Source organism: Bacillus sp. RZ2MS9 (assembly GCF_001816185.2).
Taxonomy (GTDB): domain Bacteria; phylum Bacillota; class Bacilli; order Bacillales; family Bacillaceae_G; genus Bacillus_A; species Bacillus_A cereus.
Window position 1 is genome coordinate 1567607 of record NZ_CP049978.1, and the last position, 23413, is coordinate 1591019.

Genomic DNA, 23413 nt, shown 5'->3' on the forward strand with positions numbered 1-23413 from the left:
ATGGAACGAGTTATAGAAATACCGAAAGAATTTCACTGTTTACCATTTTTTAAAGAAAGTGTAAATTTAATTAAGTATCATACAGACAATTCTTTTGAAGAGATAATACAAAATACTTACTTTATATTTGATATTGAAAGACAGTATGAGCCATGGAAGGAAATTGAAAACAGCATTCCAGTGATGTTGAATGTATGGAAAAATAAGCATGAAGACATTGCTATACTGTTTCGAAATAGAAATAAGCAAGAGGCTGAGGGACCAATGATTCTTTTTGCAGCTCACTTGTTATCGGTTGTCTATTGGCTAAATGAACAACCTGTTCATAGTTTGAATGAAATGCAAATAAATACGAATAAATTAAAAGTGCAACCTGTTAATTTTATGGAAAGATATTCATTCATTATAAAGAAACCGAGTAATTATCATTCTTATATTCAATTAGCGCAGTTGTATATCGAAATAGAAAAGCTGTATGTAAAGAAAATGATAACAAAAAAGAAGTCCGCTTCTCGTTAAGAGAAACGGACTTCTTTTTTGTATATTAGGACTCTGTTGTAACAACAGCACCGTCTGCGTGAGGTGTATCTCCTCCGGGATTTTGGTGTTGCTGTTCTTGTTGTTTCTTAGCCTCTTCTTCAGCTTTTTTCTTGGCCTCTTCTTCAGCTTTCTTCTTAGCTTCTTCTTCAGCTTTTTTCTTAGCTTCTTCTTCAGCTTTCCTTCTAGCTTCCTCATCAGCTTTCTTTTGAGCTTCTTCTTGCTGTTTACGTTGTTGTTCTTGCTGTTGCTGTTCTTGTTGTTTCTTAGCCTCTTCTTCAGCCTTTTTCTTAGCTTCGTCTTGTTTTACTTTATCTTCATTAGCCTTTTTCTGGGCTTCCTCATCAGCTTTTTTCTTAGCTTCTTCATCGGCCTTTTTCTTAGCCTCTTCTTCAGCTTTTTTTGCATCTGGAGTTCCGCCAGGCGCAGTGAAGGATGCACCAACTGCTGGGCTTGTTCCAGTGCCTTTTTTCGCTACTACAGAGAAGCTGTAAGTAACACCTGGTTTAATACCACCAAGAGTAGCTGTCGTACCACTTATTGATAGGCTACCACTTGAACCGTCAGTTGCTTTATAGCTGGCTGCATATGCATCAACTTCTGCTGGTCCAGACCAGTTTAGTGTAACTGTGCTAGCGCCATCAAAAGTGACATTCAGACCACTAGGAGCATCTACTTTAATTTGTTTAATTGCATCTTTTTTCGCACCTTTTACGTATAACTCTCCGTTTATTTCTTGTACAGAAGAAGGACGTTCAAAGCGTGATTTATCTGTAGCGAATTTGCTCATCATTACTTGGAACATTTGCTGTGCAATTCTAGTGGAGCGATCGCTAACATAATTTTTTGGACCATCTTTTTCGTAACCGGTCCAAACAGCCATTGTGTATTGTGGCGTATATCCAGCAAACCAGCTATCTCTGTTTGCATCAGCTGGGATGTCATATTTTTGAAGAACTGATTCATCAAAGTTTTGTGTTCCTGTTTTACCTGCTACGTCAACACCTGAAACGTATGCTGTTGGACCTGTACCACCAGAACCAGGTTTTACTACGTCACGAAGAACGTCAGTAACCATATAAGCTGTATAGTCTTGCATTGCGCGATGTTCTTTCGGTTTAAAGCTTTTCTTTTTCCCGTCCGGGAAGGTTACTTCTTTTACGAAGTGTGGTTTATTATAGTTACCACTATTACCAAAGGTTGCATATGCACCTGCTACTTCTAATGGAGAACTATCGTTACTACCGATTGCTGTTGATTCGTAGACTTTTCCTTCTTTAAAGGTCATGCCTAAACCTTCAGCAAATTCTTTTGACTTATTAAGACCAACTGTTTGTGCTGTCTTTAAAGCTGGAATGTTTAATGACTTTTTCAAAGCTTCACGTAGTGAAACGTCACCTTTGTAACTCTTTGTTGCATTTTGTATTTTCTTACCATTGGAATACGTATACTCTGAGTCGTTTAATTGATGGTATGTAGACCATTGTAAATTTTCAATTGCCGGACCGTAGTCGAAAATTGGTTTCATTGTTGAACCAACTTGGCGTTTTAAATCAGTTGCCATATTATGACCTTTGAAAGTAGACTTACTTTCTTTACGTCCAGCACCAATTGCTCGAACTTCTCCAGACTGTGTATCCATAAATACGAATGACCCTTGGAATTGATCGTCCGGATACTTAATAAGATTGCCATCCATAATTTTGTCGGCGTAATCTTGAGCATCTTGATCAAGTGTTGTATGAATCGTTAAACCATCTGAACCGATATTTACATCAGGATATTCTTTTTCAACTTCTTTTACAACTGCATCTAAAAATGCTTGATACTTCATCTCAGTTACTTCTGAAGACGGTTGAAGGCCCTCAGTTACTGGAATCTTAACGGCGTTATTCATTTCTTCTTTTGTTATATAACCATGTCGATTCATTAATGATAATACGACATTACGACGATTTGTTGCTCGTTCAACATTTTCCTTTTTTGTTGGATCATAAATGTTTGGACCTTGGGGTAAACCAGCGAGCATAGCAGCTTCATGTAATTGCAAGTCTTTTAAATCTTTACCATAATATTTTTGCGCTGCTGTCGCAATACCGTATGAACGGTTACCTAAATTAATCTTATTTAAGTACATTTCTAAAATCTCATGTTTAGAGTATTGTTGCTCTAATTTGTAAGATAAGTACCATTCTTGCACTTTTCTTTTAGCAGTTTTGTCCATCGTTAGAAAGTAGTTTTTAACGACTTGCTGTGTAATCGTACTACCACCTTGGGAACCGAAACCACCAGTGACATTTTCCATAACTGCTTTTGTAGTTCGTTTAAAATCAATTCCATTATGATCATAGAAACGCGAATCCTCAGTTGCAAGAAATGCATTTTCAACTACTTTTGGAATTTGATCATAAGTAACATGTGTTCGTTTTTCAGCACCGTATTCATAGAAGAAATTTCCGTTTTTATCGAGAAACTTTGTTGATAAAGGATTAACAAGTTTGGATTTGTCTAATTTTGGAGCGTCCTTTACCATAACAAAGAAAGCGGAAACGCCGGCTACAAGACCAACGATACCAAGAAGTAGACAACCTATAAGGAATTTCTTGAAAAAGGAGCCTTTTTTCTTTGGTTTTTCTTCTTTATGTGTTTTTTTCTCTTGATTTTTCACATGATTTCGTTCTGTACGAGAACGATAATTATCTGACATTATACTTTCTCCTACCTTTCATTCTCTCCCCCAAAAGTCGAAAAAAGAGCCTTAGTGATGACTCTATCACGAAAAATAAACCATGTCTAGTACACGGATATAGTCAATCCGAGGGTGATAACCGCATGATAATAAGGATCCATGCTCTTCTATTTCTTCTTTCGTAATCGACTTGCGTCCACCAGTATTTTGACGATTCCAAAATGCAATAATATGTTTTGCATCTAGTAAATAAAATTCATCAAAAAGTGTAAATTTAATAATAACAAATGCAATTCCATTATGAGCAACGACTTGCTTCATATGTTCAATTTGATGAAGGTGGAAGTTTTGAAGTGGGAAACTAGTTTTATTTTTGGTTTCCTTTGCTTCAAAATCGATGTATTTCCCTTTGTATACACCGTTGTAATCTGTTGTAGAAGGTTGTTTAAAATACGCTTCTTTTACCACTGCAGCACTTCGAGCGGGGTAATCTACTTTTACAATTTGAAGAGGTGTAGGCTTTTTATGTACACATGCAATATTATGGGTTAAGTAATATTGATTTGTTTCATTCAATTCCTCTTCAAGGGACATACCTCTATTACTATAAGTATGTGTTTTTATAGGTGTTTTTTGAGGTTGTGAAGCTTGATTATACCTTTTTCCATTTGGGTAACGAATGGTCATAGTGTGTCCACCCCCAACTTGCTAAGAATTACTTACAAAGGTGATTATATCAAAAAATGAAAAAAGATGTGACCTTTTTGATGAAAGGTATGATGACTTATTTATGTTTACATGGAATGATTATATGAAAATTAAACAAAATCGAGAAAAAAATTTTTGTACAGAGGAAGAAAAAGCAATCATTCACAATATTAAAAAGAAAACAGAAATAGCTAATGTGGACAATATTTCTCGGACACAATCTTATCAAGAATATTATTTAAGAAATAGTGAAATCAGGTGGGCCTTTTTAGCGAGTATGGTTTCGAGAAATGCGGGCTGGAATATGACTGATTTAGAAGGGAGATATTATGCTACTGTTTTACCTAGAACGGTAAAAAAACATTTATTTCTTCTGTACGAACAGGCTAATTGGATTATTTTTTTAGATGCATTTCCTCAGCTATTATTGTATGAGGAAAGTAAGAAGAGACATGCACCTCTCTTTCATTTGTTGCAATACTTCAACGTATCAATTTTTATGGAAAAAGAATGGTTACTTTTCTGGGAAAGAAGAGATACGAATAGACTTATGACAGCGCTTATTATAAATGAACAAAATAAAATTCAAAAACCAGTCATTGAGAATACATATTTTAAAAAACATGTATTCCATACTGCACTTTTTAAAGTACAAGAAAGACTTCATATTAGTGCAGTTATCTTCCCAACAATTGAAGGGAGAATGTATGGGTTTTCGGTTTATCAATTTGAAACGTTACAAAAGCGTATAGAACTAGGAAAAAAATTAGCATGGTTATTGTTTCATCCAATTTATAATGGTTCGTTTTATAAGTTTGCACTGCAAACTACACATACTGGGTCTAGAGAAGATTATGAAGTTTACGCAAAGGAAACTCGAAAGTCTTATACGCCAACACTTAGAGATATTTATCCTGTTATTTTACATGAAGAAATAAAAATGAGAGATTGGTTTTGTGCAAATATGAAAATGAATGTGCTATTTGTACTTGAAGAACCTAAAGGGGAAGTTAATATAACAGAATGGTATAGAAGAAAGAGAGAACAAATCTATAGGCTATCTATCGTAAACCGTTTTGCTAAAAGGATCGATGAGTTCATGATATAATAAAAAAGAAGTCCCGTCTTCCATTTTGAAGACGGGACTTCTTAATTTGAAAAAATCCTGCTATGCGTGCTACAACTTTAATTTCAAAACGTAATGCTAGTAGGAGATTAAGGATGATTTGAAATTTAAATGTTCGTAATAAAGTCTCGCTTTATGTAGCAGGGAAGTTTGGGCCATCTAGCTTTGGATTGCCAGTCTCGGGTTTATTTTGTTGTTTGTTTTGGTTTTTCTTTTTTTCATTTTTGTTCTTTGCCATGGTAATACACCTCCTTTTTGTATTGTTACCATTTCTATAAATGACATACGAAATGATTTCTTTGACGAATAACAACTAGTTTTGTCATGTGGGCAGGAGTGGTGAATCATTCGGCGAAATTACATGACAAAGGAAAAGCAAAGAAGGAGGCGTTTTGTATATGGCGATGGTTCAGAAGGAAGATGTAATGAAAAAAATGGATCAAATGTTAAGTTCTCTCGATTTGCTGGAAATGAATATAGGGATTAGAATGAATCATGCATTAAAGGATGCGAGTGAAAAAATATGTAATAAGATAGAAATAACAGAAATGCATATTGAACATATGGAAAATAAATTAGTGCATCACGAAGAAAAAGGGAATTGGGTGAAGACATTTCAAACCGTCGTAGTGAGTGCATAATAAGGTGGGAAAGAAATGAAGAATGAAGCATTAATACAGTCTTCAGAAAAACTCATGCAGTATAATAATGAAGCGAATGTAAAAAAAAGAGAACTAACTGAATACGACTTTTATAAGGATATGAAACCGTTTGTAGATATGGTAGATGAGGAATTAAAGAAGTGGAAAGAACTAGCTTATACGTGGATTAAAGAAGAAAAGCCAAAGTATATACATGTACAGCAAATTGATCAAGTATACGATAATTTACAAACGAATGTGTTGCAATGCTTTGTAAATAAAGGTAAAGGTAAACGATTCTTTGAAACACACCAAGCCATTTCGTATACTTTGCAAAATATAGTTGAGCAATGTAAATAACAAGAGGGAGAGCCCTCTTGTTATTTTTATGCTTCTGTCATTGTTGTAGGTTTTGTTGCGCCGTTTATTTCTAATTCTTTTATTAATGTTCGATAATCTGATATGCATATTTTTCCTTCGAGATACCAATGTCTCGCAAAGTCTAATAATTCATTTGCATTCTCTGTGCAATACCCCTTTTTTTGAGAAAACGCTTGTTTTAAATCCCCTAATACCATGTTGATTCCTCCCCCATGAGAATCTTCTTCTTAATTATCATAGCATGGAAGGGTTTTCTTTTTTAATTTTTTAAAAATTTAAACTTCCGACAAAAATAGACATATATTCCATCACACATATTATTTTATAGGTACATATTATATATGTAGAAACTTATGTGAAGGAGGAGAGAATGCATGTTTCAACAACCTAACGTATACCAGCAAACGAATCCATATGCACAGCAAAATATGTACCAATATAATACGGATACATATTTACGGTATAATATGTATCCTTTCGAGCCTTATTATGGAAATCAAAATTATTATCAACCGTTTGAAGTGTCCTTTATGAATCAAGCTCAACAACCACAACAGCAGCAACCTTATGTGAATCAAGCTCAACAATCACAAGCTCAGCAACCATACATGAATCAACCACAGCAGCAGCCTTATATGAATTCGCAATATTATATGCCACCACCATCGCCGTATGCTAATCAACAAGCGATGTTTTATCCACCAAAACAACCGTACCCGACGCAGGGTAAGCAAAAGCAACAACAGCCAAGCCAGTTTTCTAGTTTTGTTTCTCAATTTAAAACATCAGATGGTAACTATGATGTAAATAAAATGATGAATACAGCTGGACAAATGATGAATGCGATGAATCAAGTGACAGGTATTGTAAAGCAAGTTGGAGGCTTTTTTGGTAAGTGATGTTGAAGGATTGTCTATAAAAACAATGTAAATGAAATAAAGGACTAGACAAATTTCCTTGTAATAAATGGGTATATATAACAAACGGCTTTCTCTCTTTTCTCATACTGTAAAGTGTAATCAGATTTTTTTAACGAGAGAGGAGAGAAAAAACTATGCATCATTGTCATCCTTGCTTTGGAGGGCATAAGCCTACAGGACCTATTTGTACGACTGCTCCTGTCATTCATCCGACGAAACAATGCGTAACACACTCTTTTTCAACAACGGTGGTGCCACACATTTTCCCAACACATACAACACATGTACATCATCAACAAATTAAAAACCAAAACTTCTTCCCGCAAACAAATTCAAATGTAAATGTTGTGGACCCAATCGACCCAGGATTCGGCGGCGGATGTGGACCGTGTGGCCATGGTCATCATGGACATCATGGACATCATGGACATCACGTATCACCATTTGGTCCAGGACCAAATGTATCTCCGTTTGGACCAAACGTATCACCATTCGGACCGAATATTGGACCAAACGTATCACCATTCGGTCCAAATATCGGACCAAACGTTGGTGGAATGTTTAAAAAGTAAATGATATGTTAGAACTAGCGAAATGCTAGTTCTTTTTTTGTAATTGGAGTGTTGATATGAAAGTTATTGCAGTAACAGGATATAAGCCATTTGAACTTGGAATATTTAAAAATGATCATCCAGGGGTGGAGTGTATAAAGAAAGCGTTACACCGTAAATTAACCAATTTTGTAGAAGATGGTTTAGAGTGGGTTATAATAAGTGGCCAATTAGGTGTAGAATTATGGGCTGCTGAAGTTGTTTTTGAAATGCAAGTAGAATATCCAGATTTAAAATTAGCGGTATTCACTCCGTTTTTAGAACAAGAAGAAAATTGGAAAGAAGATAATTGTGAATATTATGAATTTATCCTTTCTCAAGCAGACCATGTTGATAGTATCACGAAACGGAAGTATGAAAGTCCAGAGCAATTTAAATTAAAAAATCAATTTTTTATTGAAAAAAGTGATGCGCTTTTAGCGGTATACGATGAAGAAAAACCAGGAAGTCCCAAATATATTGTAGAAGCAGCAAAGAAAAAAGGAGAAATAGAAAATTATCACAGTTATTTCATTCTTTTTTCTGATTTACAAGATATAATAGAAGAGGAACAGTGGAATAATGCAGAGTAAATATGTAATATAGTACTCGTATATATGATTGACAAAAAGCATTGTTTCTGAAAAAATTTAGTTAATGAAAGTTTTGGTAAAAATTTGAGGTGAAGAAAATGATTTCGGATAAAATTAAATTAACAGCGAAAGATATTTTAGAAAAAGAATTTAAAACAGGTATGAGAGGTTATCAGCAAGAAGAAGTAGACAAGTTTCTTGATATGATCATTAAAGACTATGAAGCTTTCCACAAAGAGTTTGAGCAATTAAAGCAACAAAATGCTCGTTTAAAGCGTGAATTAGAGGAACAAAAACTAGCAGTAACGCAAGTTCCACAACAACCTGTACAAACACCAGTTGCACAACCAGTTTATAACAACACGAATACGGATATTTTAAAACGCTTATCTAACTTAGAAAAAGCTGTATTTGGAAGTAAGTTATACGAATGATGTAAGGTGGGAAAAGGTTTAAGCATTTTACATAGAAAAAAACGTTGCAAAATCTTTTTGTTTCCACTATACTAATGGATGTCATAACGTTTGGGTAATCGCTGCAACGCCAACGTTGTAGAGGAAAGTCCATGCTCGCACGGCCTGAGATGGCTGTAGTGTTCGTGCCTAGCCAATTCATAAGCTAGGGTATTCTGGCTGTAAGGCTGGTTTAACGGCAGGGAAAAAACCTAAGTCCTTTCGGATATGGTTTGACTACCTTTAAAGTGCCACAGTGACGAAGTCCTTGAAGAAATGATAGGAGTGGAACGAGGTAAACCCCACGAGCGAGAAACCCAAATAATGGTAGGGGAATCTTTTCCAAGGAAATGAACGACGGGAAAGGACAGGTTTTATAACCTGTAGATAGATGATTGCCACCGGAGTACGAGGCGTGGGCCGTTTGTAGTACAAAGGAACAGAACATGGCTTACAGAACGTTATGAACCAACTATGAAATAACTCAGCTCTCCTTTGTTAGAGGAGGGCTTTTTATTTGTATGAAGTTATAAAGTATGAGTTAAAATGGTTAATGAGAAAATTTTTCGTAAAATGTAATGATTAATAGGACCAATTGCTATTAATTATTGTTTGAATATACATAAGAGGTGAATGCAAATGGGAAAAGTTACTTTAATTGCAACAGCGGCAATGGGTATTGAAGCGTTAGTTGCCCGAGAAGTTCGCGATCTTGGTTATGAATGTCAAGTAGAAAACAGCAAAGTAACATTTGAAGCAGATGAAAAGGCGATTTGTCGCACGAATTTATGGTTACGTACTGCGGACCGTGTAAAAATTAAAGTTGGCGAATTTAAAGCAACAACATTTGATGAGCTATTTGAAAAAACGAAAGCATTAAACTGGGGAGATTATATTCCAGAGAATGGCGAATTCCCTGTTATTGGTAAATCTTTAAAATCTGAATTATTCAGTGTTTCGGATTGCCAACGTATCGTTAAAAAAGCTGTCGTTGAAAAATTAAAAACAACATATAAACGTACAACTTGGTTTGAAGAAGATGGTCCGTTATTCCGTATCGAGATTGCAATGCTAAAGGATATTGCAACATTAACAATTGATGCGAGCGGTGTTGGACTTCATAAACGTGGATACCGTATGGATCAAGGGGAAGCTCCGTTAAAAGAAACATTAGCTGCGTCTTTAATTAAATTAACAAACTGGAAGCCAGATCGTCCATTTGTTGATCCATTCTGTGGATCAGGTACAATTCCGATTGAAGCAGCATTAATTGGACAAAACATTGCACCAGGATTTAACCGTGGTTTCGCATCTGACGAGTGGGGCTGGGTAGGTAAACAAAACTGGCGTGAAGCTCGTCAAGAAGCTGAAGATTTAGCGAACTATGATCAACAATTACAAATCATTGGATCCGATATTGATCATCGTATGATTCGAGTTGCTCAAGATAACGCAGAAGAAGTAGGCTTGGGCGATTTAATTACATTTAAACAAATGCAAGTAAAAGATTTCACAACAAAAGAGGATTATGGCTACGTTGTAACGAATCCTCCATACGGAGAACGTTTAAGTGAAAAAGCACTCGTTGAACAACTGTACAAAGAAATGGGACAAGTATTCCGCCCATTAGATACATGGTCAGCGTATGTATTAACAAGCTACGAAGCATTTGAGAAGTGTTACGGAAAAGATGCGTCGAAGAAACGTAAACTGTTTAACGGATTTATCCGTACAGATTACTACCAATACTTCGGAAAACGTCCACCGCGTAATTCATAGTATAAAACTCCTCCAGCGCGCATATACTGGCTATTATGTAATGCGTAAAGGAGGAAGTGATATGGATAATTTCCAATTATCAATGATTCAAAAAGCTATTCACCGTACGTATGATGAGCTCGGAAAAGAAGTGGATAGTCAAGGTGCGATTGTAGATGAAATACAAAAAGCACAAGAAGAATATTTGTCAGCTCTTTCACATGAAACAGCGATTGATAAACGGTATTTAAAGTCATTAATATAGAAGAAAATTTTCCTTTTTCGAAAGGAAAATTTTTTTTCGTGAATTTCTATGTATTGCAACAGGGGAAAGTGGCTGCACACATATGAGTAGCGGTTGCTATTATCTTTTTATAGAAAAACTTTTTGGTTGGAGGCTAAGGATGTTTACTGAGAAGAGATTACCATTTGAAGTAGGAAAACAAGATAATTTTTATGATAAGTTGAATGAGTGGATTGGAGATGTGTTTTACGACATCCTTCCGGAAAAAGGCTTTGAAGAGCGTGATGAACAAATTTTTATGGCGTTTCAGTTAGAACGCGCTTTCCAAGAAAAGAAAGTTATGTTCGCAGAAGCTGGTGTAGGAACAGGGAAAACAATTGTATATCTTCTATATGCAATTTGTTACGCGCGTTATACTGGGAAACCAGCTATTATTGCTTGTGCAGATGAAACGTTAATTGAGCAGCTTGTGAAAGAAGAAGGGGACATTGCTAAGTTATCTGAAGCATTAGGGCTATCTGTTGATGTAAGGCTTGCAAAATCAATGGATAATTATTTATGCTTACGTAAACTTGAAGATGTTATGAGTGGACGAGCTCCAGAAGTAATTGAAGACGTATATTATGAATTACCACAATTCGTATTTGATCATGGTACAATGCAAAACTTTACTCACTATGGTGACAGAAAAGAATTTCCACTTTTAAATGACGAAGAATGGTCAAAAGTAAATTGGGATTACTTCCAAGATTGCTTTACTTGTGATTCTCGTCATCGTTGTGGACAAACTCTTTCTCGTGAACATTATCGTAAAGCAGCAGATTTAATTATTTGTTCTCAAGATTTCTATATGGATCATATTTGGACGTACGATGCTCGTAAGCGTGAAGGGCAAATTCCGTTATTACCAGAAAGTAGCTGTGTTGTATTCGATGAAGGACATCTTGTAGAATATGCAGCTCAAAAAGCTTTAACATATCGTTTAAAGCAAACGATGATGGAGCAACTTTTAACGAGATTATTACAAAACGATATTCGTGAAGAGTTTGCACATTTAGTAGAAGAAACAATTTGGCAAACAGAGCGATTCTTTGATGTGTTACAAGAAAACAAAAAAGAAATTGCCGGTTCTGATCGTTTAGAAATTACTGTGACAGAAAAAGTAACAGCTGAAGCAAAACGACTTTATGCGAAAATTGGTGAAGTCGGTGATGCGTTAGTATTTGAAAGTGAAATGCATACAGTAAATACGTATGATTTAAATATCGTTGATGAACATTTAGATGTATTAGAACATTCACTTCGTCTATTCATGCATGAGAAAAATGTAATTACATGGGGTGAAGAAGGTGATGGGGCCTTCACGTTAGTAATTATGCCACGTGCAGTTGAAGAAGTATTACAAGAGAAAGTATTCTCGAAGAAAATCCCGTATATCTTCTCATCTGCTACATTATCTAATAACGATTCATTCGCATTTACAGCAAATAGCCTAGGGGTAAAAGATTACTTATCATTCTCAGTTGCCTCACCATTTGATTATGAAGAGCAAATGGCAGTAAACTTACTATCGCATACGAAAGAAAATGAGTGGGAAAGAAAGTGTCAATATACACTTGAAAATATACAGAAAACAAACGGACGTACACTTGTATTATTCCGTACAACGCAAGAACTTGCAGCGTTTAAAGAATATGTAAGTAAAGAACAAATGTCAGTTCCGTTCTTATATGAAGGGGATCAAGAAATTAGTCAGCTCGTTTCTCGTTTCCAAAATGAAGAAGAGACTGTACTTTGTGCCGTTCATTTATGGGAAGGTTTAGATATTCCTGGTTCATCATTATCACATGTTATCATTTGGTCATTACCATTCCCTCCAAACGATCCTGTGTTTGAGGCGAAGCGTAAACATGTAAATGATCCATTCTGGGATGTAGATGTACCGTATATGATTTTACGTCTTCGTCAAGGGATTGGCCGTTTAATTCGTACGAGCGACGATAAAGGTGCTATATCAATCTTCTTATCTGATACAGAAGATGAGAAAGTGATAGAAGCGGTGAAAAACGTACTACCAGTAGAAGGTAAAGAATTATAAGGAGAAAGCTTGGCGCTTGCCAAGCTTTTTTTCTATTATAAAAGGAAATTAGATTTTCATGTCGAATTAAGTTTGAGGTAGAAAAAGGAGGTTTTTATACAATGACAGTAGCTACATATGAAGTAGAAAAACAATTTTTAACATACGTGAAGAAGATACAAAATTACGGAGAAGCATTAAGCTTAATGTTTTGGGACTTAAGAACAGGTGCACCCAAAAAAGGTGTGGACCAGCGCTCAGAAGTAATTGGTATGCTTTCATCGGAAGTGTTTGCTATGTCGACTTCAGATGAGATGGGAAATTATTTAGCAGAGCTTGAAGCTTTAATAAGTGAAGACAAACTTTCTGAAACGACGAAGAAAATGGTTGAAGAGTGTCGGAAAGAATATGATAGAAATAAAAAAATTCCACAAGCGGAATATGAAGCGTATGTGAAATTAGAAGCGAAAGCGGAAAGTGTGTGGGAAGAAGCTCGTGAAAAATCTGATTTCGAAATGTTCCGCCCGTACTTAGAAAAAATTGTTGAATTTAAAAAGAAATTTATTACATATTGGGGTTACGAAACATATAAATACAATACATTATTAGACATGTATGAGCCAGGTATTACAGTAGAAGTTTTAGATCACGTATTTGGTCAACTTCGTGAGCGCATCGTGCCGCTTGTAAAAGAAATCTCTGAGTCTAAAAAAGGATTAAAAACAAGTGCTTTATCGGAAAAATTTTCAAAAGAAAAACAAAAGAACTTTACATTAGAACTATTAAAGCAATTGAATTATGACTTTGAAGCAGGCCGTCTTGATGAAACAGTACATCCATTCGAGATTACATTAAATAGAGGGGATGTTCGTATTACGACACGCTATGACGAAAAGGATTTCCGCATGGCTGTGTTTGGAACAATTCATGAATGTGGTCATGCTGTATATGAACAAAATATTGCAGAGAAATTTGAAGGTACACCGTTATGTAGTGGAACATCTATGGGTATTCATGAGTCACAATCGTTATTCTTTGAGAACTTTATCGGCCGTAATAAATCATTCTGGAAGAAAAATTATGATTTATTAAAAGAGTATAGCAATGGTCAATTTGATGATATGTCAGTCGATGAATTTTATGATGCAATTAACGAATCGAAGCCGTCATTCATTCGTATAGAAGCAGATGAGCTTACATACCCGCTTCATGTTATGGTGCGTTATGAATTAGAGAAAGAATTATTTGATGGTACATTACAAGTGAAGGACTTACCAGCAGCTTGGAATGATAAGATGGAAGCATATTTAGGAATTCGTCCGGAAAATGATGCGCAAGGTGTATTGCAAGATGTTCACTGGGCTGGTGGCTCATTTGGATACTTCCCATCTTATGCGCTTGGTTACATGTATGCAGCGCAATTTAAGCAAAGAATGTTAAAAGACATTCCGAACTTTGATGCATTATTAGAAGAAGGAAACGTAACACCAATTCGTGAATGGTTAACAGAACATATTCACCAATATGGTAAAACGAAAAAGCCACTTGAAATTTTAGAAGATGTAACAGGCGAAGGGTTAAATGCAAATTACTTAGCAGATTATTTAGAAGTGAAGTATAAAGAAATTTATGAGTTATAAAAAAGAGCTGCTTACTTGCAGCTTTTTTTATAGGGGGATAGAAGATGGTTTATACATATACAGTAATGACGCAAGAAGAGGCGGAAGAGATTGCATATAACTGGCATTATAAAGGGGAATATTCCTTTTACGATATAGAGGCAGATGAAGAAGATTTAGCTGAGTTTTTAGAGGGTGAGAGTAGAGGGAATCATGTGTTTTCTGTGAAAGAAAATGGTACTCTCATTGGGTTCTTTACGGTTTGTAAAATAAATAATGGAACGGTTGATATAGGACTTGGAATGAGACCTGATATAACTGGCAATGGATTTGGTTTACAGTTCGTGAATGCTGGACTAGCTTTTAGCAAAGAAAAATACGGATGCAAATATATAACACTATCAGTAGCGACATTTAATGAGAGAGCGATAAAAGTGTATAAAAGGGCGGGATTTGAAGCGGTTGGAACGTTTATACAGAAAACAAATGGTGGTTGTTTTGAGTTCTTGAAAATGAACTATATATGTAAACGTGATTAAAAAACAGAGGGATCTTCTGTTTTTTTATTTTGATTTAGAAATATATGATACATATTGTTTACTTGTTGTAATTGAGGCTTTTGAAATTTTGGTAGAGGGTGTGTATGATAGAAGTTTAGTAGTAAATAGTAGGTTTAGCAAGGAAAGGTAGAGGTAGTATGATTACAATTAAAACGAAAAATGAAATAGATTTGATGCATGAATCTGGAAAATTACTTGCTTCATGTCATAAAGAAATTGCGAAAATGATAAAGCCAGGTATAACGACACAAGAGATTGATACGTTTGTTGAAATGTATTTAAAAAAGCATGGTGCCACATCTGAACAGAAAGGTTACAACGGGTATCCATATGCGATATGTGCATCTGTAAACGATGAAATGTGTCATGCGTTTCCAGCCGATGTTCCTTTAACTGAGGGTAATATTGTAACAATTGACACGGTAGTACACTTAAATGGGAGTCTTTCAGATTCTGCTTGGACGTATAGAGTTGGAAAAGTTTCTGATGAAGCAGAAAAGTTGTTGTTAGTAGCTGAGAATGCTTTGTATAAAGGGATTGATCAGGCGGTAATTGGTAATCATGTAGGAGACATTGGCTATGCAATTGAAAGTTATGTAACAAATGAAGGTTTTTCTGTCGCAAGAGACTTTACGGGACATGGGATTGGTAAAGAGATTCATGAAGAACCAGCAATTTTTCATTTTGGGAAACAAGGACAAGGACCTCAGTTACAAGAAGGAATGGTAATTACAATTGAACCGATTGTAAATATAGGTATGCGATATTCTAAAGTAGATTTAAATGGGTGGACTGTACGAACGATGGACGGGAAATTATCAGCTCAATATGAGCATACAATTGCGATTACAAAAGATGGGCCAATCATTTTAACGAAGTTGTAATTGGGAATGAAAGAGTTTGCAAAACTCGAACAAAGATAGTGGTTTTTAAAAATTTGTACGTGTTTTTTTGATAAATGCTTTTCAAAGCATAAAAAGTACGTTATAATCCTTCTATAAAATAAATAGTTAGCTACACTCATATAATCGCGGGGATATGGCCTGCAAGTTTCTACCGAAGTACCGTAAATACTTTGACTATGAGTGAGGACGAATATAATTGCTTGTTTAGCATTCTTTTTTTGCGAAACTCCAAAAGCGCGTCTCTCACTTGTAACGAGTGGTGGCGGCTTTTGGAGTTTTTTTATTGCATAAGAGGGGGAACAAATATGAAAGTATTACAAGAAAAGATTTTGAACGAAGGAAAGGTTTTATCTGGTGACGTATTAAAGGTAGATGCTTTTTTAAATCATCAAATTGATCCAGTACTTATGCAAGAAATCGGAAAAGAATTTGCTAAACGTTTTAAAGAAGAGAACATTACAAAAATCGTGACGATTGAATCTTCAGGCATTGCACCAGCAGTTATGGCTGCATTAGAGCTTGGTGTAAAAGTAATTTTTGCACGAAAACGTAAATCGTTAACGTTACAAGATAATATGTACGTTGCAAACGTATATTCATTTACAAAACAAGAAACAAATGAAATTTCATTATCTCGAAATCATATCGATGAAAATGATCGTGTATTAATCATCGATGACTTTTTAGCAAACGGTCAGGCTGCTTTAGGTTTAATGAGTTTAGTAGAGCAAGCCGGAGCGAGTATTGCAGGAATTGGAATTGTTATTGAAAAAGCATTTCAAGATGGAGGAAAGAAGCTTCGTGAACAAGGCGTTCGTGTTGAATCACTAGCAGAAATTGCATCACTTGATAACGGCACAGTTACATTTGTACAGCAAGAAACTGCGGAGGTGAAATAAACGATGAAGCAGCATCCATTTAAAATTGCATCGCTCGGTATGCAGCATATGCTTGCAATGTATGCTGGAGCAATTATCGTTCCGCTTATTGTGGGCGGTGGACTTGGTTTGAATCAAAAAGAGTTAACATATTTAGTCTCAATTGATTTATTAATGTGCGGCGTTGCGACAATTTTACAAGCATTATCAAATCGCTTTTTCGGTATTGGGCTTCCAGTTGTGCTTGGTTGTACATTTACAGCCGTTGGACCGATGATTGCAATCGGGAAACAATACGGTGTGTCTTCAATTTATGGAGCAATTATTGCAGCTGGGTTATTCGTTGTTATTTTTGCGAAATTATTTGGAAAACTTGTAAAACTATTTCCACCTGTTGTAACAGGATCTGTCGTTACAGTAATTGGAGTTACACTTGTTCCAGCTGCTATTAATGATATGGCTGGCGGAGTAGGAAGCAAAGATTTCGGAAGTCTTGAAAACTTAGCGTTAGCATTTGGAGTGTTATTATTTATCATCATTATGTATCGTTTCTTTGATGGATTTATCCGTTCCATTTCTATTCTATTAGGTTTGTTGTTCGGTACTATCGTTGCAGCGTTTATGGGGAAAGTAAGTTTGCAAGCGGTTGGAGAGGCGGATTGGTTCCACGGTATTCAACCATTTTACTTCGGTACACCAACATTTGAATTAACACCAATTATTACGATGATTTTAGTTGCTTGCGTAGGGATTGTAGAAGCAACGGGTGTATACTTTGCATTATCTGATATTTGCAATAAAAAAATCGGTGAAAAAGAATTAACAAAAGGCTATCGCGCAGAAGGATTAGCGATGGTGTTGGGTGGCATTTTCAACGCGTTCCCATATACAACATACTCTCAAAACGTAGGACTTGTTCAATTAACTGGAGTAAGAAATCGCGTTATTATTTATACTTGTGGTGGTATGTTAATCGTTCTTGGATTTATTCCAAAAATTGCAGCCATTACAACGATTATTCCGAAATCAGTACTGGGCGGTGCGATGTTAGCGATGTTCGGTATGGTTATGGCATATGGTATTAAAATGTTAAGTAGCGTTGATTTTGGTAAACAAGAAAATTTATTAATCGTTGCATGTTCTGTCGGAATCGGACTTGGAGTTACAGTCGTTCCTACTTTATTCTCACAACTTCCTGAAAATATTCGTATTTTAACAGATAACGGAATTGTACTTGGAAGTGCGTCAGCAGTACTTTTAAATATCGTATTTAATATGGTGCCGCAGCGTAAAGTGAAAGTAAAAGAAGAGCCGGTGTCTATGCAAAGTGCGGTAAGAGAAGCGTAAAAAAGCAAGGTCTCATTATGAGACCTTGCTTTTCTTTTTAAGTGGCATCATTTTTCCGTACGTACCAAGACGCCAAATGTACTCAAGTGGCCCGTATTGATAACGTGAAAGCCACCAGCGGCTAATAAAGATTTGTAACGTGTAGAAACTAATGCAGAATATTGGTCCAACCCATAATGGAGCAGGATAATAATTTTTAAGGAATAGACCAAATACAAGTAATGTAACAATTGTATGCGAGATGTAATTTGTTAATGCCATTCGTCCAACGTATTGGAATGGACGTAATAACGTTTGCCATTGTTCTTTTTGTAATAAACGCATTAGTGTGAAAATGTAGAATATGAATAACGTTTTTCCGCTAAACATTGTAAAGACCTGCATATAAATTGGTTCATAAAATGGTTTTGATAAGAAGTAACGGACCATGAAGAACCACATTGGTAATGTAAAAAGGAACATAATAATTTGCCATTTTTTAAGCTTTGAATCTAACTCTTTCGCGCGGCGGAAAATATCCTTTTTCCCGGCGTATAAACCAAGTAAAAACAGCCCAACTGTTTCTGGAAGCATAAGTAAATTTAATCCAATTCCATCAGCGTAAAATGCATGGAAACGATTTTGTATTTGTGACAGCCAATCTTCTAATGGCATGATAGGTAAGGAAAAACCTAGCTCTTCCTTTGGTACCAATGCAACTGTAATACCAGCCATTAGCATAATGAATTGAAAAATACTCAATAAAACGATAGCCCATATTAAAATAGTACGAGGTTCTCTCTTATAAAATAAAAATAAGAAAAATCCAGCAATCGCATAAGTATGTAAAATGTCTCCGTCCCATAAAAGAACGTAATGTAAGAAACCAAATAATAATAAAATAAGTAAGCGGCGAACAAATAAAATTTTCGGATGATCTGTTTTTGCTTCAGCACGAGTCATAAAAATGTAAAAGCCTAGGCCAAATAAAAACGAAAAGATAGTATAAAACTTTGTTTGAATAAACATATCGTAAAATAGACGGATATAGCTATCTAGCCCTTCATAAACTCCTGAAATATCACGTGAGTCAATCCCAGCGATAACAGGCCAGTTCACAAGAAAAATACCTAGTACAGCTATTCCCCTAATAATATCGATGGAGTGGATCCTCTCGCCTTGTGAAATATTTTGTGTCATTTTTTTCCTCCTTGTTAAGTAATTCCCTTTTATTATACAAAATGTAAGATGGAGGGGATAGGGGATATTTCCATTTTTTTAAACTGTTAAGTTATGTAGGATGAGATATAATAAGAGTGCACAACAAGTTTTAACCTTTTTCAAAACAGGCAGTAAAGCTCCTTCTTATAAGGAGCTTTCTTTATGAAAAGTGTTGATAATGATTCTCTTTAATGATAAAATATATTTAAAATTGATAATCATTATCAAAAAGGTTGGTGTGTAAGTATGGTATATGCATTAGTAGCAGGTACAGTCGCTGTATATGCAGTTATTGCGAAGTATGTTTTAAATGGAGTAGGAACAGCAAAATGAGTGATATGACATAAAATCCCTTTCATTTGTAAAAAGAATGAAAGGGATTTTTTATTTTTAATGAGAATATGCTGAAAATTTAGTATGATAGTAAAGTGAAACTGTAATCAATGGGTAGGTGTAACTCTCACTGGTTATGAGCTCGCAAATAGCGGGGAAAAGTATATACATCTTGGATAAAGGGGAACAAGGGGATGACAAACATAGTACAGACAAACGGTATGAAAAAACTTGTTTGTTTTTATGAAGAGTGGCAAAAACACGGCGATGCAGAGAATAGTTTAAAGTTGTTTGAGGTGATTCAAAAATATAAACAAGAACAGCTTATGATAGCGTTCTGTGGTCACTTCTCTGCAGGGAAATCAACGATGATGAATCATCTATATAAAGCGCAGTTGTTACCAACAAGTCCAATTCCGACAAGCGCTAACGTTGTCAAAATTGAAAAAGGAATGGATCGTGTTGTTGTAACGGTTAAATCTGGAGAACAGTACGAGTATGACGGTGCATATTCAGCTGAAGAATTAAAACAAATTTGTAAAGATGGTGATGAGGTAATTGGTGTTCACATTTATCGGAATGATGCGCCAATTCCTGAAGGTGTTATGTTAGTAGATACACCAGGGATTGACTCAACAGATGATGCCCATCAATTAGCGACAGAATCAACGCTACATCTAGCAGACGTAATTTTTTATATGATGGATTATAATCACGTCCAATCGGAAGTGAATTTGCAATTTGTTAAAGAATTGAAACAACGTAATAAAACGGTTTATCTCGTTGTCAATCAAATAGATAAACATAAAGAAAATGAATTGTCGTTTGAGAATTATAAAGATAGTGTAAAGCAATCGTTCTCTAACTGGGATATTGAAGTAGATGGAGTATATTATACGTCATTACGAATGATGAACCATCCACATAATGAAATTGGAAGCTTAGAAACGTTAATTACTTCTATTATGAAAGAAAAAGAGCAGTATGTAAGGACTGGAATGGAGCGAGAAACAGAATATTTAATGGGGGAACATTTCTCGTTTATTGTTTCTGAAAATGAAAAAGCTCTTTTGAAATATGAGGAAGAGTTAGCATCACCACTTTCTATTTCAGAGGTAGTTGAAAAGAAGGAAGAGTTAACGGAAGCGAAAAATCGTGAGGCAAGTAAAGAGTCTCATGTGAGAAATGAATTTATAAAAGGCCTACAAGCTATATTAGATAACGCGTATTTAATGCCATTTGAAATGAGAGAATTGGCAAATGCGTACTTAGAAACGAAATTAACAAAGTTTAAAGTCGGTTTGCTATTTGCGAAAGGAAAGACGGAGCAAGAAAAACAAAGGCGTGTAGAGGCGTTTTATTCTGCCCTTCAAAAGACTGTTGAAACGCAGCTTGATTTTCATGTGAAGGAATTTATTGTAGCCTTCTTAAAAGAAGAAGGATTGTTCACGGAGGAAATTGGGAAAGACATATATGGGTTAGAAATTGCTTTCGGACCAGAAATGTTGGCTGAGGTAATTAAACAAGGCGCAGGTTTCACAGGTGATTACTTACTTCTTTATACAGCGGATGTAGCGAATGAACTAAAGAAGCGTTATTTTATAAAAGCACAGCAAATTTTTGATAAAAGTGCGGTCGTTTTAAAGCAAAAGGTGAGGGAAGCAGTTGCTCGTATTGAAGAAGAGATTGAAACATATACGATGTTGCAAACGGCGAAAGAAACACAATTACAATACAATAACAATTTGGCGGCATATGAAGACTATTTACGAAATGTTTGGCACGGTCATGTTGCTACGCCTGAAGGTTTGCAAATAGATGAGATATTGCAAAGGGAAAAGCAAATTGTTAGTGAGAAATTTACACTACAAGAGCAGAAAATCGTAAATGATAACGTAGCGATTCATGAAGAAGAGCTGAAAGGAACGGCGGCTTTAAATATTCAGCGGATATTAGAGAAAGTGAAAAAAGCTGAAACGATATTAGAGCCATTGCCAGCGCTGAAACATGTACAGCAAGAGGTAATAGAGAAAAGAAGACGTGTAGAAACAAAACAATTTACAGTAGCGTTATTCGGGGCATTTAGTGCTGGAAAATCATCATTTGCCAATGCCTTACTCGGTGAGAAAGTACTTCCTGTATCACCAAACCCGACGACGGCAACGATTAATCAAATTTTGCCGGTTACAGAGGAAAAACCACATGGAACAGTAATTGTTCAGTTTAAATCAAAGCAAGCGTTATTAGAAGATATGAAAGCTGTTTATAAGCTGTTTCATTATGAGATTGCTACGTTAGATGAAGCGTTAGCACAAATTGATAAAGTTATGAAATATCCTTCACCAACTGGGAAGCAAAAAACAACATTTAGCTTTTTACGAGCGGTACAAAAAGGGTATGATGCAGTTTCTACTTATTTAGGAGAACAAGTACAAGTTACATTAGAAGAGTTCTCTGATTATGTAGCGAATGAAGAGAAATCATGCTTCGTTGAGTATATGGAACTTTATTATGATTGTGCTTTAACAAGGCAGGGAGTAGCGCTTGTAGACACACCTGGAGCGGATTCTATCAATGCTCGCCATACGGATGTTGCATTTCAGTATATTAAAAACGCAGATGCTATTTTATTTGTAACATATTATAACCATGTATTCTCTCGTGCTGACCGTGAATTTTTAATTCAGCTTGGTCGTGTAAAGGATACTTTTGCCCTTGATAAAATGTTCTTCTTAATTAATGCTGCGGATTTAGCAGAGTCTGAAGAAGAACTTGAAATGGTAAAAGGTTATATCGCAGATCAGCTACTGCAATACGGTATTAGAAATCCGCGTTTATTTGCAATTTCAAGTTTATGTGCGCTTGAAGAGAAACAAGGAAAGAATGTTGAAAAAGAGAAGTATGGTATTTTACAAAACTCTGGGATTACTAAGTTTGAGGAATCATTTACGTCCTTTATGATGAGAGATTTAATGCTTGTTTCTGTGCATGCTCTATATGGTGCGTTGCAAGGGGCAGATCAGCTTTTAGTAAACATGATAAAGGGTGCAAAGCAGGGGAATGAAGAGAAAGAGAAGCAAACGAAAAAATATGAAGCAGAGCGTGATCAACTACTTCATATCATTTCTTCATATAGTGTACTTGCTGAAGAACAGGCGATGCAAAATGAAGTGAAAGAGTTGCTTTATTACGTGCAACAGCGTCTATTCCTCCGCTATAATGATGTGTTTACTGAATTTATTAATCCGGCATCACTTCGAACGGATGGAAATGTGAAAACACAATTGCAACAGTGTGTTATGGAATTAGTAGCATTTATTCAGCATGATTTATTACAAGAAATGCGTGCGACATCATTACGCCTTGAAAAATGGATAGACGAAGCGATGAAGCGTGCAAAGGATGAAATTGTAGTGAACTGTAAAGTAGAAAATGAATCAATTTCTATGAATGGAACAGTGGAGTATGAATACAAAGATATTACACATAAAGAACCGTTCCCTTCAGTTGAAATAAAAGATTTCAAAAAAGCACTGGCACATTTTAAAAATGAGAAAAGCTTTTTTGAAAAGAATGACAAGGCTTTTATGCAAGAAGACGCTAAATCTGTATTAGAACCGCTCGTATCAAACTATGTAGCTGATGAAAAACATTTATTTGTTCATCATTATAAGCAAGAGTGGGATATGAAGTGGAATTTATTCGAAAAAGTGATGCAGCAAGATGTGATGAACTATTATGAAAGTATATTGTTTGCATTGGCTGAAACGATCGATGTATCTCTATATGAACAAAGTAAAGAACAATTGCAAAAGCAGTTAGTAGAGATTGAAAAAGAAATTTATGTTATATAGT

22 protein-coding genes, 1 other RNA gene and 1 riboswitch are annotated in these 23413 nt (G+C 35.5%); of the genes, 18 read left to right on the plus strand and 5 right to left on the minus strand.

Annotation, left to right across the window (positions count from 1 at the left end):
- Positions 1–519 (plus strand): YpoC family protein, encoded by a 519-nt coding sequence (locus tag BHV55_RS08145; RefSeq protein WP_000442652.1) that lies wholly within the window; start codon positions 1–3, stop codon positions 517–519.
- A gap of 25 nt (positions 520–544) precedes the next feature.
- On the opposite strand, the gene BHV55_RS08150 is transcribed toward BHV55_RS08145, so the two are convergent.
- Both BHV55_RS08150 and recU read right to left on the minus strand, forming a co-directional pair.
- On the minus strand, positions 545–3244 hold the full coding sequence (locus tag BHV55_RS08150) for a PBP1A family penicillin-binding protein (RefSeq protein WP_001283099.1): 2700 nt from the start codon (positions 3242–3244) through the stop codon (positions 545–547).
- A gap of 66 nt (positions 3245–3310) precedes the next feature.
- Positions 3311–3913, minus strand: a complete 603-nt coding sequence (gene recU, locus BHV55_RS08155) for a Holliday junction resolvase RecU (RefSeq protein ID WP_000155598.1) — start codon at positions 3911–3913, stop codon at positions 3311–3313.
- Between the two features lie 103 nt (positions 3914–4016).
- Here recU and BHV55_RS08160 point away from each other — a divergent pair, with 103 nt between their 5' ends.
- Positions 4017–5042 (plus strand): DUF2515 domain-containing protein, encoded by a 1026-nt coding sequence (locus BHV55_RS08160; protein ID WP_000495656.1) that lies wholly within the window; start codon positions 4017–4019, stop codon positions 5040–5042.
- Between the two features lie 151 nt (positions 5043–5193).
- Here BHV55_RS08160 and BHV55_RS27730 read toward each other — a convergent pair whose 3' ends face one another.
- Entirely contained in the window at positions 5194–5373 is a 180-nt protein-coding gene (locus tag BHV55_RS27730) for a hypothetical protein (protein ID WP_001987054.1), read from the minus strand.
- 85 nt (positions 5374–5458) lie between these two features.
- On the opposite strand from BHV55_RS27730, the gene BHV55_RS08165 reads away from it, so the two are divergent.
- Positions 5459–5701 carry a hypothetical protein gene (locus tag BHV55_RS08165; protein WP_070757132.1) on the plus strand — a complete coding sequence of 81 codons (243 nt, stop codon included), beginning with the start codon at positions 5459–5461 and terminating at the stop codon, positions 5699–5701.
- Positions 5702–5716: 15 nt separating this feature from the next.
- Positions 5717–6061 carry a YppE family protein gene (locus BHV55_RS08170; protein ID WP_000786940.1) on the plus strand — a complete coding sequence of 115 codons (345 nt, stop codon included), beginning with the start codon at positions 5717–5719 and terminating at the stop codon, positions 6059–6061.
- Positions 6062–6087: 26 nt separating this feature from the next.
- Here BHV55_RS08170 and BHV55_RS08175 read toward each other — a convergent pair whose 3' ends face one another.
- Positions 6088–6279 (minus strand): YppF family protein, encoded by a 192-nt coding sequence (locus BHV55_RS08175; RefSeq protein ID WP_000242652.1) that lies wholly within the window; start codon positions 6277–6279, stop codon positions 6088–6090.
- A gap of 177 nt (positions 6280–6456) precedes the next feature.
- Between BHV55_RS08175 and BHV55_RS08180 the strand changes: the two genes are divergently transcribed.
- The 13 genes from BHV55_RS08180 to pbuX all read left to right on the plus strand — a co-directional run bounded on the left by BHV55_RS08180 (position 6457) and on the right by pbuX (position 18025).
- Positions 6457–6981 carry a YppG family protein gene (locus BHV55_RS08180; RefSeq protein WP_000487626.1) on the plus strand — a complete coding sequence of 175 codons (525 nt, stop codon included), beginning with the start codon at positions 6457–6459 and terminating at the stop codon, positions 6979–6981.
- A 155-nt stretch (positions 6982–7136) separates the two neighbouring features.
- A complete protein-coding gene (locus BHV55_RS08185) occupies positions 7137–7574 on the plus strand; it encodes a CotD family spore coat protein (RefSeq protein WP_000546267.1) in 438 nt (145 codons plus the stop codon).
- A 56-nt stretch (positions 7575–7630) separates the two neighbouring features.
- Positions 7631–8185 (plus strand): SLOG family protein, encoded by a 555-nt coding sequence (locus BHV55_RS08190; RefSeq protein WP_070757131.1) that lies wholly within the window; start codon positions 7631–7633, stop codon positions 8183–8185.
- Between the two features lie 98 nt (positions 8186–8283).
- Positions 8284–8619, plus strand: a complete 336-nt coding sequence (gene gpsB, locus BHV55_RS08195; protein ID WP_000622431.1) for a cell division regulator GpsB — start codon at positions 8284–8286, stop codon at positions 8617–8619.
- A gap of 86 nt (positions 8620–8705) precedes the next feature.
- Positions 8706–9096: RNase P RNA component class B (rnpB, locus tag BHV55_RS08200), an RNA gene on the plus strand.
- 180 nt (positions 9097–9276) lie between these two features.
- Entirely contained in the window at positions 9277–10416 is a 1140-nt protein-coding gene (locus BHV55_RS08205) for a THUMP domain-containing class I SAM-dependent RNA methyltransferase (RefSeq protein WP_000521223.1), read from the plus strand.
- A 61-nt stretch (positions 10417–10477) separates the two neighbouring features.
- Entirely contained in the window at positions 10478–10660 is a 183-nt protein-coding gene (locus BHV55_RS08210; RefSeq protein WP_000368570.1) for a DUF3921 domain-containing protein, read from the plus strand.
- Between the two features lie 139 nt (positions 10661–10799).
- Positions 10800–12737 carry an ATP-dependent DNA helicase gene (locus BHV55_RS08215; protein WP_000493698.1) on the plus strand — a complete coding sequence of 646 codons (1938 nt, stop codon included), beginning with the start codon at positions 10800–10802 and terminating at the stop codon, positions 12735–12737.
- 101 nt (positions 12738–12838) lie between these two features.
- On the plus strand, positions 12839–14356 hold the full coding sequence (gene ypwA, locus BHV55_RS08220; protein ID WP_000215064.1) for a carboxypeptidase: 1518 nt from the start codon (positions 12839–12841) through the stop codon (positions 14354–14356).
- 44 nt (positions 14357–14400) lie between these two features.
- The gene (locus BHV55_RS08225; RefSeq protein ID WP_000263212.1) at positions 14401–14874 is read left to right on the plus strand and encodes a GNAT family N-acetyltransferase; all 474 of its coding nucleotides are present in this window, start codon (positions 14401–14403) and stop codon (positions 14872–14874) included.
- Positions 14875–15032: 158 nt separating this feature from the next.
- Positions 15033–15779 carry a type I methionyl aminopeptidase gene (locus BHV55_RS08230; RefSeq protein ID WP_070757130.1) on the plus strand — a complete coding sequence of 249 codons (747 nt, stop codon included), beginning with the start codon at positions 15033–15035 and terminating at the stop codon, positions 15777–15779.
- A gap of 116 nt (positions 15780–15895) precedes the next feature.
- Positions 15896–15997: riboswitch (purine riboswitch) on the plus strand.
- Positions 15998–16105: 108 nt separating this feature from the next.
- Positions 16106–16699 carry a xanthine phosphoribosyltransferase gene (locus BHV55_RS08240; RefSeq protein WP_000866483.1) on the plus strand — a complete coding sequence of 198 codons (594 nt, stop codon included), beginning with the start codon at positions 16106–16108 and terminating at the stop codon, positions 16697–16699.
- Between the two features lie 3 nt (positions 16700–16702).
- Positions 16703–18025, plus strand: coding sequence for a xanthine permease PbuX (pbuX, locus tag BHV55_RS08245; RefSeq protein WP_000809222.1), 1323 nt, complete (start codon positions 16703–16705; stop codon positions 18023–18025).
- Positions 18026–18040: 15 nt separating this feature from the next.
- Here the strand turns inward: pbuX and BHV55_RS08250 are convergent, their stop codons facing one another.
- Entirely contained in the window at positions 18041–19204 is a 1164-nt protein-coding gene (locus tag BHV55_RS08250) for a DUF418 domain-containing protein (protein WP_070757129.1), read from the minus strand.
- Between the two features lie 548 nt (positions 19205–19752).
- Here BHV55_RS08250 and BHV55_RS08255 point away from each other — a divergent pair.
- Positions 19753–23412, plus strand: coding sequence for a dynamin family protein (locus BHV55_RS08255; RefSeq protein ID WP_048568856.1), 3660 nt, complete (start codon positions 19753–19755; stop codon positions 23410–23412).
- Position 23413: the final 1 nt, after the last annotated feature.

Coding starts and splice junctions, on each gene's coding strand:
- BHV55_RS08185 (WP_000546267.1), top strand. CDS start 7,137: ATGCATCATTGTCATCCTTGCTTTGGAGGGCATAAGCCTACAGGACCT.
- BHV55_RS08215 (WP_000493698.1), top strand. CDS start 10,800: ATGTTTACTGAGAAGAGATTACCATTTGAAGTAGGAAAACAAGATAAT.
- BHV55_RS08150 (WP_001283099.1), bottom strand. CDS start 3,244: ATGTCAGATAATTATCGTTCTCGTACAGAACGAAATCATGTGAAAAAT.
- BHV55_RS08205 (WP_000521223.1), top strand. CDS start 9,277: ATGGGAAAAGTTACTTTAATTGCAACAGCGGCAATGGGTATTGAAGCG.
- BHV55_RS08240 (WP_000866483.1), top strand. CDS start 16,106: ATGAAAGTATTACAAGAAAAGATTTTGAACGAAGGAAAGGTTTTATCT.
- BHV55_RS08175 (WP_000242652.1), bottom strand. CDS start 6,279: ATGGTATTAGGGGATTTAAAACAAGCGTTTTCTCAAAAAAAGGGGTAT.
- BHV55_RS08255 (WP_048568856.1), top strand. CDS start 19,753: ATGACAAACATAGTACAGACAAACGGTATGAAAAAACTTGTTTGTTTT.
- BHV55_RS08145 (WP_000442652.1), top strand. CDS start 1: ATGGAACGAGTTATAGAAATACCGAAAGAATTTCACTGTTTACCATTT.
- BHV55_RS08230 (WP_070757130.1), top strand. CDS start 15,033: ATGATTACAATTAAAACGAAAAATGAAATAGATTTGATGCATGAATCT.
- BHV55_RS08190 (WP_070757131.1), top strand. CDS start 7,631: ATGAAAGTTATTGCAGTAACAGGATATAAGCCATTTGAACTTGGAATA.
- BHV55_RS08225 (WP_000263212.1), top strand. CDS start 14,401: ATGGTTTATACATATACAGTAATGACGCAAGAAGAGGCGGAAGAGATT.
- gpsB (WP_000622431.1), top strand. CDS start 8,284: ATGATTTCGGATAAAATTAAATTAACAGCGAAAGATATTTTAGAAAAA.
- BHV55_RS08210 (WP_000368570.1), top strand. CDS start 10,478: ATGGATAATTTCCAATTATCAATGATTCAAAAAGCTATTCACCGTACG.
- BHV55_RS08170 (WP_000786940.1), top strand. CDS start 5,717: ATGAAGAATGAAGCATTAATACAGTCTTCAGAAAAACTCATGCAGTAT.
- recU (WP_000155598.1), bottom strand. CDS start 3,913: ATGACCATTCGTTACCCAAATGGAAAAAGGTATAATCAAGCTTCACAA.
- BHV55_RS08160 (WP_000495656.1), top strand. CDS start 4,017: ATGTTTACATGGAATGATTATATGAAAATTAAACAAAATCGAGAAAAA.
- BHV55_RS08165 (WP_070757132.1), top strand. CDS start 5,459: ATGGCGATGGTTCAGAAGGAAGATGTAATGAAAAAAATGGATCAAATG.
- BHV55_RS08180 (WP_000487626.1), top strand. CDS start 6,457: ATGTTTCAACAACCTAACGTATACCAGCAAACGAATCCATATGCACAG.
- ypwA (WP_000215064.1), top strand. CDS start 12,839: ATGACAGTAGCTACATATGAAGTAGAAAAACAATTTTTAACATACGTG.
- pbuX (WP_000809222.1), top strand. CDS start 16,703: ATGAAGCAGCATCCATTTAAAATTGCATCGCTCGGTATGCAGCATATG.
- BHV55_RS08250 (WP_070757129.1), bottom strand. CDS start 19,204: ATGACACAAAATATTTCACAAGGCGAGAGGATCCACTCCATCGATATT.